This is a genomic window from Bradyrhizobium shewense, from assembly GCF_900094605.1.
Classification (GTDB): Bacteria; Pseudomonadota; Alphaproteobacteria; order Rhizobiales; family Xanthobacteraceae; genus Bradyrhizobium; species Bradyrhizobium shewense.
The window spans coordinates 227,476-243,229 of the sequence record NZ_FMAI01000004.1 but is presented as its reverse complement, the minus strand read 5'-3'; the positions used below and the strand labels follow the sequence as shown (position 1 = coordinate 243,229).

Here is a 15,754-nt window from a genome sequence, read left to right as displayed (position 1 = left end):
GATCTTATGCCCGTATGAGGCTTGGCCCCGTTGATCGGAAGGCCAGCTAGAAGGTCGCGACTTCCCGTGTCCACCGTTGTGGATCCGCTCCCGACTCCGCACGCAGGATAGTGAACCGATCCAAAGCATCCACAAGCGGCGTGACCACTGGACTCAGATTATCGAGTACGAGGACTGCTCTTCCCTCACGCACGAGCAGCACAAGATGGTGCTCTCCAGTCGCTCGGACGACGACCTCGGCGAGAAGGAGGGCCGAGCTGGGCCAGCCGGATCGCAACAGCAGATGGCGCTTGGTGACGGCATAGTCGCCGCAATTGCCCTCATCAGGGAATATCTGCCATTCCGCGTCGCGTCGGCTTGCGGGCGGATCCTTCGGCGCTATGCCGAAGTTCACCGTTGAATTGATCTGCGCGAGTTCTCGCCAACGTTGGATTGAGGAGCGGAAGTCTTGGATTCTGCGATCGTCCTGGCGCCGGCAGTCCTCGGGATATTGAATGCAAAATTGTGAGAATGACAGCGGTGGTGTCACCGCTTGGGATTCGTAGTTCGAATAGGCGGGCTGGCTGCAGACGCAATACATTATGGCCAGCATGCGGGCTGCATGCCTGATCATCGAAGGTTCGCCTGACATTTCTGATTGCTAGGCGAAGTATATTGCGATGCGATGGAAGCGCCATGACAATTGTGAGGCAATCGATGCACAATCGTGGAGCAGCGTGCGCGCGCTTGATCTGAACGAGGTGAAGGCTGCCACGGTATAGGGGTCTGTGGCCTCGAACACCTGCAAGATTTGGAGGTGTCTCCTCCCGCTCGGTCGTATGAAGCTGCTTGCGGAATGAAGCTAGGGTCCGTGCAAGACCTCGTCCGGATGTCCTCTTCGCCGGAACGTGACGTAAACCTTGGTGCAAAAAGCACAGTTGGAGGAACGGCTCCACAGGATTTGGCTAGCCGATAAGGCCACAAGGTTCGAGCGTAATCGCCGTCCATACCCGCCCGTTCGTCCCAAATACCGAAATCCGAAGCACCCGTCGGAGACATGGTCCGGTCGCGGCAGGCTACCGCGATGGTTGCAACCGCAGCTCCGAGGCGGTCGGCAGTTAGACGATTTCCTCATCGAGCGGGCTTCGGTTCAAAAGCGCCAGACAAAATTGAGCGGTGGGTAGCGATCGCGTCGGAAACGCGAAATACTGATCTGCCCGCCTGATCAAGGTAAGCAGCTCAAAGCCCCGGCGTCGCCCGGGGCTTTTGTTATGTGGTGGTGAGCAAGCTCCCCGGGGAAGCCAGCAATTCCGCGTCGGGGCCTTCAGCGACACGCGTGAGCGGGCAAACGAGCGATAGGATGGGGGCCGGCGGAAGGCCCTGACGATGTCAGTCTTTGGCCCGAAGCTGCCCGGTTGAGCGCGGAGCAAGGGTCCGCTTCAACGGGAGAACGGACACTTGCCGGCCTAGCTTCGTTCGTCCACCTGTGACCCTGAGCAGACCTCAGCTCCTTATAATCTCGCTCCCATTGCGATGCGGTATTTCTCGACGCGCGACAATCTGCGTCGCGCGCGACGAACAGCTGACCTATACTCACTTAGCCGCCTGCACTTACGACTTTGAGGGCCTGCCCATGAAGTGGCGAGGATTGATTGCGCTTTTCAGCGTCGCGGCAATTGTCTCCCCTTGCGCGGCATACGCGCAAAAGGGCGCACTTCCAACAATTGGCTATCTTGGCTTCGACTCGGCCGACAAAAGTAGGGAGTTGCTCGTCGCCTTTCGGGATGGTCTCCGCACCAGGGGCCTTGTAGAAGGCCAGAACGTCACAATCGAGTACCGCTTCGCTGATGGAAAGTATGATCGCTTTCCGGAATTGATCGCAGACCTGATTCAGGATCGCGTTCGAGTGATCGTCGCTGCCACTGGTACAAACGGAGTCTTGGCGACAACGAAAGCGACTAAGACGATTCCGATCGTGTTTGCAATTGCCATGGACCCGGTACTTCTTGGCGTTGTTTCCAGTTTGAACAGGCCGGGAGGAAACGCGACTGGCGTGAGCATGTACACTCCGCAACTGACCGCCAAGCGACTTGAGTTATTGGCAGAGTTGACACCGGGAGGCGGAACAATCGCTATGCTGGTAAATCCAACGAATCCAAACGCGAATGTAGTGGTATCGGATGCCGAAGCTGCGGCCAAGTCGCTTGGCCGACAAATTCGCGTCCTGAAGGCGAGCACCGACGAGCAAATTTCTGCTGCCTTCGGCGAAATCAGAAACCGGAAGCATGCCGCGCTTCTTGTCAGTCCAGATGCATTCTATATTGCACGCCGAGAGCAACTCGCAGCGTTGTGCGAGCAGTATCGGATCCCCGCGACTTATGAATGGTCGTTCTTCGTCAAATCCGGCGGACTTATGAGTTATTCGCCACGCATTACCGATGTTCAGCGTCAGCTTGCCGATTACACAGCTAAAATTCTGAGCGGCGCTCGACCCGCCGACCTTCCGATTGAACAGCCGACTAGATTCGAGTTGGCGATAAATATCAAAACAGCAAAGAACATCGGCCTTACTATCCCGCCCTATCTCCTCGCTCGCGCCGACGAAGTGATCGAATGACGAAGTCATGCTTATGCTCCTAGCCCTGAGACGAAGATCGCGGTTCAGCTCGGCATGTCAGCAGTTAAGGCAACCCCAGACGTGCCGAGAACGCGACTAGATCGACACGATTAACCCAGGGCGGGCATACTGTTTGTAACTTCGATATCGGCTTTGCGCTGATTAGGGAACGTGGACCGCGCTCGACTGAGGTTTACGCCAGGAAGCGCACCTAGCTTCAACGGAACTGGAACAATGTCCGGGCGATCTGATTGGAAATTGTTGCGGCTGATGAGAGAGACAAGGAAGTATTCCTGGACGAGTGTCTTTATCGGTAAGGAGCAGCAAATGGATGACGAACGAAAATCATCAAAGGCGGGGGAACGGGCCGCTGAAGGCTTGCGCGAGGCAACTGCCAAGGAAGAAGCGAAAAACGAGAGCAAGACGGGGCACGATCTAGCCAAGGGCGCTGATCGCTTCGAAGGGCGCTCTGAAAGCTCCGATGGAAAAAGCGCAGAAGAAAAACAAAAGGGGTAAATGAAAGAGCAGACTCGGCGCGGCGTTTCCGAGCGGGTCTGCCGCAATGACGCTGGAGGCCTTTACTCACGAGGGCTACATGCGCCCTCGCTAACTACTCGTTCTTTTTTTGGGCTTGAGAATGAGGCGATCCGCGCGTGAATCGCGCCTAAACACTCCCCGAAGATCGGCTGCCGCGGAGACCTCTCCCGTACCTTTTGATGGGGGCCGAAGCTGACGTCGGGCGCCTCGACCTCGATGTTCGCTCCCGGCGAAGTGAACGTGGGCAGGACAGGTTGGGATTCTTTTCTGGCCCTTAGCCGAACCGGGCCGAGGCATTCGCAATGTCGGTTTTGGGAGGCAGAGCGGACGCGGGCTAGGGCTTCCTGACCGCCGCGTGTGACCCTCAGAGGAAGTCGCTACTGGGCACATGCGTAGTGCGGCGTCGCTGCTGTTGATCTATGTCAATTATCGCCCATCCTTTGGCTTCAAACTATTAAAGTCGTCCTCTCCTCCCGATCCTGCAGAAGGCCTCCTGAAGGTTCGGCGCCAAAGTGAGAGATTGCTCATGATAACAATCCCAGAACTGACGTCCCAGGCTCTTGGTGCGTTCCTGATCTCGGAGACAAGCGGTCGCTTCGGCTCGTCCCACGCGAGCTTGCCGGAATTGCTGCCCTATGCAGCAAAGCTGGCCCTGGAATGTATTGGTAACAGCGATGCACTCTACCACAACGTCGAGCACACCTTGTTGGTCACGCTGGTGGGGCATGACATCCTGATCGGGCGCTCCCTTCTTAGGCCAACGACGGCTGGTGACTATGCTCACTTCATCCTGGCGTGCCTGCTTCACGATATTGGCTACGTTCGGGGAATAGTTCACGGAGACCAGGACGGTGCCTATGTGGTTGATGGTACCGGCCGAACGGTTGAGTTACCGATCGGCTCTTCCGATGCAGCGCTTGCGCCCTATCATGTCGACCGCTCAAAATTATTCGCCATGGAGCGTCTCGACGCAGTTGACGAAATTGACGCTGCTCGCGTTACCCAAGCCATCGAATACACTCGTTTTCCTTATGCAGACGCATCAGCGAACGAACTCAAGGATGATCTTGACGAAGAGGAAGGTTTGTTGCTTCGCGCCGCCGACCTGATCGGTCAGCTCGGCGATCCGAATTACATGAAGAAATCAAATGCGCTGTTCTACGAGTTCGAGGAGATAGGACTCAACAAGTCGCTCGGATACACCACGCCCGCGGACGTGGTGTACAAATATCCTCAGTTCTACTGGACCAAGGTCGCACCGCACGTCCAAACTGCCATCCGCTATTTGAATGTAACCTCGAGCGGAAGACAATGGATCGGCAGTCTCTATGGCAACGTCCTTCGCGCTGAGCGAGAGGTGGGACTTTCTGGTCCGGAGCTATAGGCGTTCCAATACTGTGATTTCGGGTTGATTCCGATCAATCCCCCGACGCTCAGAACTGACGATAGCTGACATAGCGGCGGCTCTAGGCGCGTGCTGACGTCCGTTGTCGTTTGGCCGAAAGTCCGCAAGTGACCAATATTGATGAAGAAGTAGTCCCCGAGCGATCTTGAGGGGAGCGTGGCCGACCTACAGCCCAAAGCCTCGGCCAATCTCCCGCGCAAGCTTGAGCGCGGCGTCGGTATTGCGACCATAGAAGAACGCTCGATCAAGCTGCGAAAAGATGCCCAATCCAAATAGCGCGATGGCAATGCCTCTAAACATGGTTGTGGACCGGGTTGAACGATGCAGCGAAAGTTCAAAACGGCCCCAGCCGCAGGTTGGGAGAAACAGCCGGGGCCGACATTCCCATTCCGTGTGCCGTAATCAGCGGTAATCGGCACGCTCCCAGCAAGCCACAAGAAAGCTAACGAACTCTTTCTCCCGCCGCCGTCCGGGCGCGTCCCCACGCGTTGAGGTTGGATCAATGTGAAGCGCAGCGTGGGCACTCCCCATCTGCTGCTCTGCTGAGCTGCCGTGCGATCACTTGCCTGAGCTCTTGCGTTTCCCAATTCGCGGCATCGCTCCTAACGATCGGGATGGCAGGCTCTCACCTTGATGCTGCAAGCCCCCTCGGGCCAGCCTTGGCCCCTTGGGGGCTGGAGGGGACAGTGCGGGGCCAAGGCGGTCCGACGGATGGCGCTGAGGAGCGCCACGCAATTGAGGCTAGTCCCAGTCGGCGAAATCGCTGTGTTCACTTGTGACCGGGACAACTATTTGTAATGTTCCAACAAAGGAACATGGCGGCTGGCTATGAGACCTTCAGGCCCAGTCCGAGAAGCTTCGCCGAGGCGCCGCTGAGTGCCGCCCTTATCCGCGACTTGGCGACTGATCCCAAGAAGCGCGAGTTGTTTGCCAGATTGGCTGAACACCTTGACGTGCTCGCATCGGCAGGGGAGCAAGTTATTGCCGACAAACTTGGAGCGTCTGCTGGCGCGGCGCCACGAGGGCGTCTTCATCAATCCCCAGGGCCCACTCCAGATTGACACATCGGAACTGGCGTGAACGCCGGAGCGGGGTTTCAAAAGCAACCATGCGGGATCGTCAGGACGCGCTGCCCGGATGGGCTGGCACCGTGAAGTGGAAAGTCGCGCCATAGGGCGCATTGGAGGTCACCCACAGGCGCCCGGCATGCGCTTCGATGATCGAGCGGCAGATCGACAGTCCCATCCCCAGACCGCCAGGCTTCGTCGTGTAAAAGGGGTCGAAGATGCGCTTGAGAGCGTCCGGGACCAATCCTGGTCCCGAATCCTTCACCGCGACGATAATGCCGTCAGATTCGGCCCGAGCGGTCGTAATGAGCACGCTTCGCGATCCCCTCGCGACCGTGCCCATGGCTTGGATGGCATTGACGATCAGGTTGAGGATCACTTGCTGCAATTGGACGCGATCACCTTCGACGAGTGGCAAACCGTCTCCGAGTTCCGTCTGCATCGCGACGTCGTTCTTCACCGCTTCGCTGCGGGCGAGCTCGATCACGTCCCGGATCGCCTCGTTGATATCCAACCGATCCTTCCGTGGCGGTGCTTTTTTGATGAGATCACGTATCCGCCCGATGATGTCGCGGGCTCGATCAGTATCGTTCACAACATAACCGAGCGTGTCCCTGGCTCTCCCGACATCCGGCGGGTTTCTGTCCAGGAAATGCAGGGCGGCATCGGCATTCATCGATGCGCCAGCGATCGGCTGGCTTACTTCATGGGCGATCGAGGCCGTGAGCTCACCCATGGTGGCGAGGCGGTTCGCATGCGCCAATTCCCTTTGCGCCTCCCGCAAGGTCTCTTCGGCCCGCTTGCGCTCGGTGGTGTCCCGTCCGACGCCGCGGTAACCGATGAAGCGCCCTGCATTGTCGAGGACCGGCAGCCCCGAGATGGACATGTAGCGTTTGCCGCCGTCAGGCGTAGGCCGCGCCAGCTCGAAATCACGGAACGGCAGGTGGGCATCGAGAGTCTCCCGGTGCTTGCGCCAGGCCTCCGCGTCGGGCTCCAAATAGGGCACTTCCCACCACGTCTTCCCCATTTCGGAGCCAGGCGCCGGCGCGTCGGCAAGACCCTCGCCGAACTCCTGGCGGGTGAGGCGATGCTGCGCATCGGATTCCCAGTACACGTCGAAGGAGAATTGTACAAGGGTGCGAAAGCGCTCCTCGCTCTGCCGCAGAGCCTCTTCCGACCGCTTGCGCTCGGTCAGGTCGACGACAAAAGAGACGCCGTGTTCTCGTCGCTCGTCGAATGCAGCCATGCCGATCAACACGGGGACGCGGCTGCCGTCCTTGCGGAAATATTCCTTCTCGAACGGCTGCACGCTCCCCATCATCTTTAGCTCCGGGATCCACAATCGCGTGTGGCGGTCGAGCCACTCCGGCGGTGTAAGGTCAGTCCAGCGTAGGCGGCCCGAAATGAGATCCTCGCGATCGTATCCCACGATGCGGAGAAACGCATCATTCGCCTCCAGAATCCGACCTCCAAGCTCCCAGATGATAATCCCGATGATGTTGGCCTCGACCAGGCGCCGAATCCTAGCCTCGCGTTCTGCGAGATCCTGGTACAAGTGAGCGTTCTCCAGCGCGATTGCCGCCTGCGAGGCGAGCAGCTTTAGCACCGCGATCCGACCCGGCGCGAAGACGTGCGCAGCCAGATTGTTTTCCAGGTACAGCACGCCGGTGAAATTGGCATGAGCGATCACCGGCAGCCCGAGCACGGAGCGCGCTCGGCGCTGAATGATGTAGGGATCCGCTGAAAACGGTTTCTGGGCTGCGGCATCATCGAGAATGATGCTCTCCCGCGTACGCAAGATGTAGTGGAGGATCGCCTCCGGCAGGAGCGCCGCAGTCACGGGCTCGTCGCGCAGCTGCACGACGACCGTGTCGCCGTCGGTGGTCGCTTCGGCGGCAATTCGCAACTCGGCCCCGTGCGAGAGAACCAACAGGCCGCGCTCGGCGCCCGCGTGCTCGATAGCGGTGCGCATGACGGTGATGAGCAGCTTCTCCCGGACGATTGCGCCCGAGACCGCTTGCGACAACTTGATGACGGTGGCGAGGTCGAGCTGCTCAAGGGGGGTCCCGATCGTGCTCGTAGGGCCGGGCGCCGCTGTTTCCTCTGCCAGGTGGGCATAGACGCGGTCGAGTTGCCGCACCTTGCCATCAGCCCCCCACCGCAGATAAGCACGCCGAGCGTCGGCCAAGTACGCTCGAGCGATTCTCTCAAACCCGCGCGCCGCGTAGAAGCGCGCGGCGAGTTCGTTGGCAAGCGCGTCGTTTTGAACAAAGCCATTGGCGCGGGCCGAGCGGATAGCGTGTTCATAGAGGCGCTCGGCATCGAGCTCGCGGCCCTCCAAGCGGGCGACCTCCGCCTCGACAAGCGCAGCGCGATTCTCGAAATTCTCCGGACAATTCTTTGCCCAGATTTGGATCTGTCGCCGGTGCGCCGCCAGTGCCGCGAGGTACTCCCGGTGCTGGGCAGGCGCGGCGGAGGCGCAGGCCATCGCGAGGGACAATGCACCATAGAATTCGTATTCGGCAGTTTCGAGCTGCGATATAGACGTCCACAGCAGCCGCTGCGCCCTTTGTGACGCCTCAATCGCAGCCGCGTAGTCGCCTGCAAAAAAGCGCGCCTGCTGCTTTCGGATCCAATACCAGCAGTCCGCTCGCATGAGGTTGGCATTCTCGGCGAACCGGCGCTCCGCCTCAAGCTCTTCAAACTGCTCATCGTCGAAGGAGCCGAATTTCGACGTCAGCCCCCGCAGGGTCCGGATGAGCTGCAGTTGGCTGACGACAACGTCAACGACCAGCCCGAACTGTGCCGTTTTCGCAAACGCGAGGCCACTCTCGACTTCGCGTTGCACCTCGGCGAGCGGGTCACCAGCCGCGAGCAGATTCGAATTCAGATTGACGCGGGCGTACGCGGCGAACGTGAGATCGCCGGTTTTGTTTGCGACGTCGAAAGCCCGAAGCAGCGAATCACGCGCACTCCGGACATGTCGCGTCCATGGCGCGAGGTGCGCTCCGAAGAGCATATAGGTCTGCGCATGAAGTCGCGTCAATCCGCGCCGTTCGACCAATTCATATCCGAGCAGACCAAATCCAAATCCCGCCTCGTAGTCGCCGAAGCGAGGACCGGCAATCATGCCAAGCCTCATATAGGCAACGCACGAGGCATCGCAGTTTCCGTGCTCAAGGCTGAGATTAACCGCTCGACAAACGGTCAAGGAAAAGAGATTCAAATCCGTGAATAGTGCAGGCGGCAGCAGCCTGGTCAGCACGCCCAGAGTCGCGAGAGACACCGGATCACTCATCAAGGGCAGTTCGATCAGAGCTTCGATGCGGCGCCCGCCAAGTTGGGACCGGACGCGGTCGTATTCACCTCGCGCCTCCTGCTCCGTCGGATGGGCTGGCCAGTCGATGGTCAGGTGGCGGAGGTAATCGAGAGCAACAGCAATTGCATCGCTACTCCGATCGAGCCTCGTGTACAGGTCGATACGCAGGCATGAGACCGTGGCTAACTCGACAGGGCCGGCCGCGCGGGCTGAGAGAGCCATCAGGCGTCGCTCCGCTTCCGCCAGCGCGCCGGTCAGAAACTCGCATTCTGCCCGGTTGATCTCCAGCGAGAAGGCAAGTTCATGCCTGCTCTCCCAGCAATCCTCCAGCAACAGTGCCGCGCCGGCATTGAGATAAGTCAGTGCCGAGTCGTAGGCGGTGGACGCTTTGGCGCGCTTGGCTGCGAGCAGGTTGAGCTCGGTCAGCTTCGCTTGTTCGTCTCGTGAGGTGATCAACGCAACGCCGCGGTTGAGCTGATTGACAATGTCGAAGATCACGTCCCCGTGCTGTTCTGTGGGAGTATTCGCCACGAGCAGCCGGCCGATGGCGAGATGGGCTTCCGCACGCTCGGCTTCCGGTTTGCTTGAATAGGCGGCTTCCTGCACCCGGTCGTGGGTGAATCTGTAATAGCCTTGCCGTCGCTCGACCAGCTCCTCGTGCGCGGCTTCCCACAGCGCTGCGTCGACTTCAGCCGCCGATCTTCCCAGAACAAGGGCCAACAGCGTGATCGTGGCGGTGTTACCGAGACAGGCGAGCTGCTGCAACGCTGCCTGCGTGTCGGCCGGAAGGCGCGCGAGTTTGCCGACCATGAGGTCCACCACATTGTCGGTATAGCCCTTGGCGCGAATGAGATCGAGATCCCACGTCCAGCACGACGACGTATGATCGAACGCAAGCAAACGCTCCTCGACGAGCTCGTAAAGAAACTGGATGGCGAAGAACGGATTGCCGCCCGCTTTCTCCTGCACTATCTGCACCAGGGACGCGGCATAACTCGGCGCGCAACGCAACGAGTCGGCGATCAGCTGCCCGACGTGCTCGGTGGCAAGCGGCGCTAGCGCGATCTCCTCAACGATGCCGCTGCAATTCTTGATGGCGGCGATCTTGCGCCGCAGAGGATGCGCGGCGTCGAGCTCGTTATCGCGGTAAGCGCCGATCATCAGCAGATGGCTCACATCCGCCTGAGTCAGCAGATCCTCGAGCAGGTCCAGCGTCGCCGAGTCTAGCCATTGCAGGTCGTCGAGGAATAGCGCCAGTGGATGCTCCGGTCGCGCGAACACGCCGATGAAGTGCCGCACCACTTGGTGGAAGCGCCTTTGCGCATCCTGCAGAGCCAGGTCGGGTACCCGAGGCGGCTCGCCGATGATGAGCCTCAGCTCGGGGACGAGGTCCACCAAAAGCCCGCCGTTCGGGCCTAACGCCTTGTGCAGGGCATCGCGCCAGGGCGCCAGCTCGACCTCACTCTTCGCCAGAAGGCCCCGGAGCAGGCTGCGGAACGCCTGCGCCAGTGTGGCATAGGGAATGTCGCGTTTGTATTGGTCGAATTTGCCGTCGGCGAACAGGCCGCGCGAGGGCACCAGCACCTTGTGCAGCTCGTTGACGACAGCTGACTTGCCGATGCCGGCGTATCCCGAGACCAACACCAACTCAGGCGTGCCGCTCTGGACCATACGGTCGAAGGCCGCGAGCAAGACTTCGATGTCTCGCGCGCGCCCATAGAGCGTCTCGGGGATGAGCAGCCGGTCCGGGATGTCGCGCTCGCCCAGGGGGAAGTCGTCGATCCCCTGCCGAGCCTCCCAGGCGGCGAGGCAGCGCCGGAGATCGCTCTCCAGACCGGCCGCGGTCTGATAGCGCTCCTCGGCGGTCTTGGCGAGCAGCTTCATGATGATGGCCGAAAGGAGATTGGGCACTTGCTTCCGACGCTGGGCGGGTGGCACAGGCCTCCTGGCGATATGGCAGTGCACCCATTCCATCGGATCGGCTGCGGTAAACGGGGGCGCGCCGGCGAGCATCTGATAGAAGGTGACGCCCAGCGCGTATAGATCACTGCGCGCGTCGATCGAGCGGTTCATTCGTCCGGTCTGCTCGGGTGCCATATAGGCGAGGGTGCCGGCGATGGTTTCAGGCGGTTCGGGTGATTGGCGCTCGCGCGGGAGTCGCGAGGCAATGCCGAAACCCGTGAGTCTGACTTCGCCGGTCGCGCGATTCACGATGATGTTGTGCGGCTTGATGTCTTTGTGCACGAGCCCACGCTGATGGACCTTGCCAAGAGCCGCCGTGATGTGGACGGCGAGATGCAGGAATGTTCCAACCTGCATAGGCGCTTGGAGCTGGCACTCCAGCGGCTCGCCGCCGGGATCCTCGAGCAGCAGCACGGGCCGGCCGCCCTCACTGACAAGTTCGAGCGGCCGCAAGGCCCACGCGCTGTCGAGCTCGTCCTTTAGTGCATATTCGTGAGCCAGGCGATCCCGGCTCGTTGATGGGGCATGCTCGGCGGGAAGCACGGCCAGCACAGTTTTGCGGCCACCATCGGAGCCCTGGCGCGATGCCCGGCAAAAGATGCGGTCGTCGTCCTCCAATAACGCCTGGAAGTCGCTGTCCATGCGCGCCGAACCGAAAGACTGGGTTCAACTGCTGGCCTCTACGGAACCCGATGTCGGGTGGCGAGATACCTGTTGAGCTCGTTGAATAAAATCGAGCTTGCCACAGATGGAGCGGCGTGGCCAGCCGAGCTAAGCTCGACTACCAACGGTGCGGTCCTGAATTCTGGCTGCCGATTAGGTGCGGCATCGGTCGAACGCGGACAGGCGTTCTGTCTTGCAATAGATCGATGAAATTCGTCCGATCGTCATTTTCTCAGAAGTAACCCCATTTCTCGCGCCATCCGCTTGACTGAGCCGACATGCCGGCGAAGGGCCGCGGCAATCTCCGCCGCGCCGTACCGCCGGCGGCTCATTGCCGAAAGCTTCCTGCGTTCGAGGTCGCTCCACTCCTTCGGCTTCGATGCTTTCATGTTGTCATGTTGCCGCCGGCCCGAGGCAGGCGACATTGGGAAATTTACGGGTGCCATCTAGAGTTTGCCCGACGGGCCGAAGCGTGGATCGTCGAGGAGCGCCTGCCAGTATTCCGGCGGGAAATCGGTGTGGGGTGGAATGGCGGGCTAGCTTCGCTATCCGTCAGGATTTTCATTGGCGGGCGGTGGAGTCTGACAGACGTGCCTCCCTAACGCTAATCCTCCTATGGACTCGCATCACGAATGGGCAGATCCTTTCAACAACGGCAATTGCCATCGCCCATTTCAGCACTACGAACTTCGGCGCCACAACTTTTATCAGCGCAATCCGACCAAATTTGTTCTGAACAGAAACGGAGGGGCCGATGCGCGCGCTCGCCTTGAGAACCGTCTCTCTTCTCACTTTCGCTACCTTGGACTCGATCTCCGCCACGCCTGCCGCCCGCGCGGAAGACGGGACCGACGAGCAGTTTGGCAAGGTTCACTTCCAGACCTCCTGCAACGAGGTGGCACAACGGCGCTTTGACCGCGGGATGCGCTATCAGCATTCGTTCTGGTACCGGCCCGCGAAGGTGATTTTCGAGGAGGCGTTGCAGGCCGATCCGGAATGCGCGATCGCCTATTGGGGCATTGCCGTCAGCCCATTGTACAATCCGCATTTTCCCGCGCCGAAGGAGATCCTCACCGAGGGCCTCGCCGCGCTGCAGAAGGCCAGGGCACTCGGCGCCAAGAGGCAACGCGAGCGCGACTATATCGACGCGCTGCTGGCCTTTTATTCGGGCGACGAAGCGACGACGTTTGACCAGCGTGCGCAGGCCTATCCCAAGGCAACCAAAGCCGTCGCCGCGCGCTATCCCGACGACGACGAGGCGCAGATCGCCTACGCCATCACGCTGAACGTCACGGCGTCACCAAATGACAAGACTATGCCAACCAGCTCAAGGGCGCTGCCATCCTGGAGCCGATCTTCAAGCGACAGCCGCGCCACCCCGGCGTGGCGCATTACCTCATCTCTACGACTGTCCGGGGATCGCAGAACAAGGTCTCGACGCTGCTAAGCGCTATTCCGAGATCGCGCCGGTGGCGCCGCACGCTTTGCATATGCCCTCGCACATCTTCACGCGCGTCGGCTACTGGAACGAATCCATCGAGGCCAATAGCCCGTTCCGCCAAGGCTGCCAAGGAGGGCAAGGACCCCAGGGAGCAGCTGCATGCCGACTACTGTAAGCAATTCACCGCGAGACTGAGACTTGATCTGCATTAATTTTTCTGCCATTTTAAATCTGTTATTATATTTTTGTTTTTTGAAGCGGCTTTTCAGAGCTATTTTGCAATATTGCGCCGCTGCTTATTTGGATAGAACATGAGCGACGAAACGATTGTCCGTTTGCAGACCCATAGGAAGAATGTTGAGCGGTATTTGCGCCTGCTGGAAACTGCGTTGACCGACGTTGAGCAGCAGTACATTGAGAAGCGCCTGGCTGAAGAAGGATCGGCCATGGACCAGCTATCGCTTCAGATGGCCGTGGCGGTGAACGCTCTCCAAAAGACGTGCGATCAACCGCCCAGCGACAAACGGTAAAAACTGCAAGCAGCGGTCAACCCGCGGTCTGTCGCAATTGTCCACTGGCCGAGATGTGGCAGGATACGCGTGGCGAGTGAACGCAGCCGAGCAATCGCGGATGATAAAGGGGCGGGGCGCGGGACTTTGGTCAACTAGTCCTTGGATGTATCTCGCAGCACAACTTGAATGGCTTTGCGGATTCGCCGATCTCTTTGGGGGTCGATCGCATCCAAGTGATAAATTCGACATAGCAGACCGTTGATGCGCCTCACAATGCTCCTGTCACTGGAGTGCCGATTGCGCGCGCGCACCAGCTGACGGCGCACTTCCAACAGATCCAGGCGATGAAGCCCTCTTGATTGCACCATGCGAATGGACCCAGCGCGTGTCGTCTCGGATCGTCAGCCACGGACACTCGGTCCAGCGTGATTATCACGGGCCAAACCACCGCAGGCTTTCAGCGTTCTAGCCCAGATCAAAAATCTCTTTTAATTCAATTTACGAGGTGTTATTAGCATTTAATTATTTAATTTGCAAATTTATGGGCGGGGCGCTGGTTTGACTACCCCATTGAACCAAACGTCTGAGATGGCTGGGGCGTCCTTTAGTTTCCCTAAGCCTGCCCCAGCTCGCGCACTCATCATTTCGGACGCGCATCTCCTGTTCTCAGGGGACTATGCACGTTCAGGTCATGATCTCATCATTTCCGATTCTGACCATCGGATCACGATCCCCAATTACTTTCTCGGTGAGAAGCGTTTGCCGCTCAGCTCCTCGGACGGCGCGCTGCTCGACGCGAGAGTGGTCGAAGCCCTCACCGGTTATCAAACCTTTGCGCAAGCCGGAGGTAATGCCGCTGCTGGAAAGGTGATTGGCCGTGTCGCGACCGTAACGGGAAGCGCCAGCATCGTTCGCAACGGCGTTACGATCGAGGCGAATAATGGGGATGTCGTTTATCAGAACGATGTCGTGCAAACTGGAAGCGGCTCTACCATTGGTCTCGTCCTTATCGACGGCACCACGTTCAACCTGAGCGCCAATGCTCGGTTCATGTTGAACGAATTGGGGTATGAGGGGCAGAGTAGTGCGAGTGGCACCTTAGTCAGTCTGACGAGTGGCACGAACCATTCGATGTTCACTCTCATCCAGGGTGCCGCCAGTTTCGTCGCTGGGCAGGTCGCGAAAACCGGCGACATGCAGGTCGCGACGCCTACTGCCGCGATTGGAATTCGCGGTACTGCCGTCCTTCTCAGCGTCGATGCTGTGGATGGGAAAGTCTCGGTCTCTGTCGCTGATCAGCAAGACGGCCGAGTTCATTCCGTACAAGTCTTCAAATGCGTTCCAGCGACGAACTTGCTTCAAGGCGTTTGTACTGCGGGGGATCCGATCGGGATAGTGACCAGCGACGGTCCATCGCTAACCATCACGCCAACCGCGAATTTTGAGGTGATCACCCAAGCCGTCAGCAAGACCCCAGGGCAAGTTGCGCAGGAGTTCAACGCTTTTCAACAGGTGTTAACGACCTACGATATCGGGAAACAGATCGCTCCAGACACTCCGGCACCTAGCGACGGCAAGCGAGGAGACGTCGACACAAAGTCGCTGCAGAAGTTCGCCGGGAGCCCCCCACCATCACCCACTGAAGCTCCAACCACCGTTATTGGGGACGACATAAAAGGCCAAGCTGGTGGGGGATCGATCACTCCGGTTGTTGTGACCCTCGCTTCCATCGCGGGGACTTCTGCCTCCGCCTCGAAACCGCTCGTCCCCACTTTGGACCCATCGCAAGCTGTTGTTGTGGCTTCATTCGGACCTGTCCTTATCAGCAGCGCAGGCGGTCCAACCAACCAAGGAAATCAAACAATCAGCGGAACAGTTGATCCGTCCTTCGTTGGAAGCGCGGTGACGCTGTACGACACATACAATGGTGTTACGACGCAGATTGGAACCGTTACCGTTGGCTCCGGCGGCGTTTGGAGCCTGACGGTCACACTGGCTGGTGATGGCGACCACAGCATCGTGGCTTTGGACCCTAGCGCCAACGTTACAACGAGCGTGCCCGTTGTTTTCACGCTCGACACGACGGCACCCGCGGTCGCGATCACCAGCGCGGGCGGACCCGTCAACCAGGCGAGCCAGACCATCACCGGCACGGTCGGCGTCGCCGATGCCGGCGCCACCGTCACCATCCTGGATGGCGCCACGACGATCGGCACCGCCATCGTGCAGGGCAACGGCAGCTGGAGCACCAC

Annotated in this window: 9 protein-coding genes; 7 read left to right on the top strand and 2 right to left on the bottom strand. The window is 59.5% G+C overall.

Annotation, left to right across the window (positions count from 1 at the left end; translation table 11 throughout):
• Positions 1–46: 46 nt before the first annotated feature.
• A complete protein-coding gene (locus GA0061098_RS10145; RefSeq protein ID WP_091956357.1) occupies positions 47–613 on the bottom strand; it encodes a transglutaminase-like cysteine peptidase in 567 nt (188 codons plus the stop codon).
• 289 nt (positions 614–902) lie between these two features.
• Between GA0061098_RS10145 and GA0061098_RS10140 the strand changes: the two genes are divergently transcribed.
• From GA0061098_RS10140 to GA0061098_RS10125, 4 genes are all read left to right on the top strand, one after another.
• Positions 903–1,163 (top strand): H-NS histone family protein, encoded by a 261-nt coding sequence (locus tag GA0061098_RS10140; protein WP_347337522.1) that lies wholly within the window; start codon positions 903–905, stop codon positions 1,161–1,163.
• Positions 1,164–1,612: 449 nt separating this feature from the next.
• Complete coding sequence (locus tag GA0061098_RS10135) at positions 1,613–2,596, top strand: ABC transporter substrate-binding protein (RefSeq protein WP_091956193.1); 984 nt, start codon at positions 1,613–1,615, stop codon at positions 2,594–2,596.
• 327 nt (positions 2,597–2,923) lie between these two features.
• A complete protein-coding gene (locus GA0061098_RS10130) occupies positions 2,924–3,112 on the top strand; it encodes a hypothetical protein (RefSeq protein WP_091956356.1) in 189 nt (62 codons plus the stop codon).
• A gap of 547 nt (positions 3,113–3,659) precedes the next feature.
• On the top strand, positions 3,660–4,517 hold the full coding sequence (locus GA0061098_RS10125) for an HD domain-containing protein (RefSeq protein WP_091956192.1): 858 nt from the start codon (positions 3,660–3,662) through the stop codon (positions 4,515–4,517).
• A 1,140-nt stretch (positions 4,518–5,657) separates the two neighbouring features.
• Here GA0061098_RS10125 and GA0061098_RS10120 read toward each other — a convergent pair.
• A complete protein-coding gene (locus GA0061098_RS10120; RefSeq protein ID WP_091956191.1) occupies positions 5,658–11,528 on the bottom strand; it encodes an AAA family ATPase in 5,871 nt (1,956 codons plus the stop codon).
• Positions 11,529–12,303: 775 nt separating this feature from the next.
• Here GA0061098_RS10120 and GA0061098_RS10110 point away from each other — a divergent pair.
• From GA0061098_RS10110 to GA0061098_RS10100, 3 genes are all read left to right on the top strand, one after another.
• Entirely contained in the window at positions 12,304–12,996 is a 693-nt protein-coding gene (locus GA0061098_RS10110) for a hypothetical protein (RefSeq protein ID WP_245323205.1), read from the top strand.
• 305 nt (positions 12,997–13,301) lie between these two features.
• Positions 13,302–13,520, top strand: a complete 219-nt coding sequence (locus GA0061098_RS10105; protein ID WP_091956189.1) for a hypothetical protein — start codon at positions 13,302–13,304, stop codon at positions 13,518–13,520.
• Positions 13,521–14,060: 540 nt separating this feature from the next.
• On the top strand, positions 14,061–15,754 hold a 1,694-nt coding region (locus GA0061098_RS10100; protein ID WP_165637271.1), incomplete at its 3' end, for a FecR family protein.

What these genes read in the sequence shown, in the direction of transcription:
- GA0061098_RS10145 (WP_091956357.1), bottom strand. Translation starts at nt 613, where the DNA reads ATGATCAGGCATGCAGCCCGCATGCTGGCCATAATGTATTGCGTCTGC.
- GA0061098_RS10135 (WP_091956193.1), top strand. Translation starts at nt 1,613, where the DNA reads ATGAAGTGGCGAGGATTGATTGCGCTTTTCAGCGTCGCGGCAATTGTC.
- GA0061098_RS10130 (WP_091956356.1), top strand. Translation starts at nt 2,924, where the DNA reads ATGGATGACGAACGAAAATCATCAAAGGCGGGGGAACGGGCCGCTGAA.
- GA0061098_RS10125 (WP_091956192.1), top strand. Translation starts at nt 3,660, where the DNA reads ATGATAACAATCCCAGAACTGACGTCCCAGGCTCTTGGTGCGTTCCTG.
- GA0061098_RS10120 (WP_091956191.1), bottom strand. Translation starts at nt 11,528, where the DNA reads ATGGACAGCGACTTCCAGGCGTTATTGGAGGACGACGACCGCATCTTT.
- GA0061098_RS10110 (WP_245323205.1), top strand. Translation starts at nt 12,304, where the DNA reads ATGCGCGCGCTCGCCTTGAGAACCGTCTCTCTTCTCACTTTCGCTACC.
- GA0061098_RS10105 (WP_091956189.1), top strand. Translation starts at nt 13,302, where the DNA reads ATGAGCGACGAAACGATTGTCCGTTTGCAGACCCATAGGAAGAATGTT.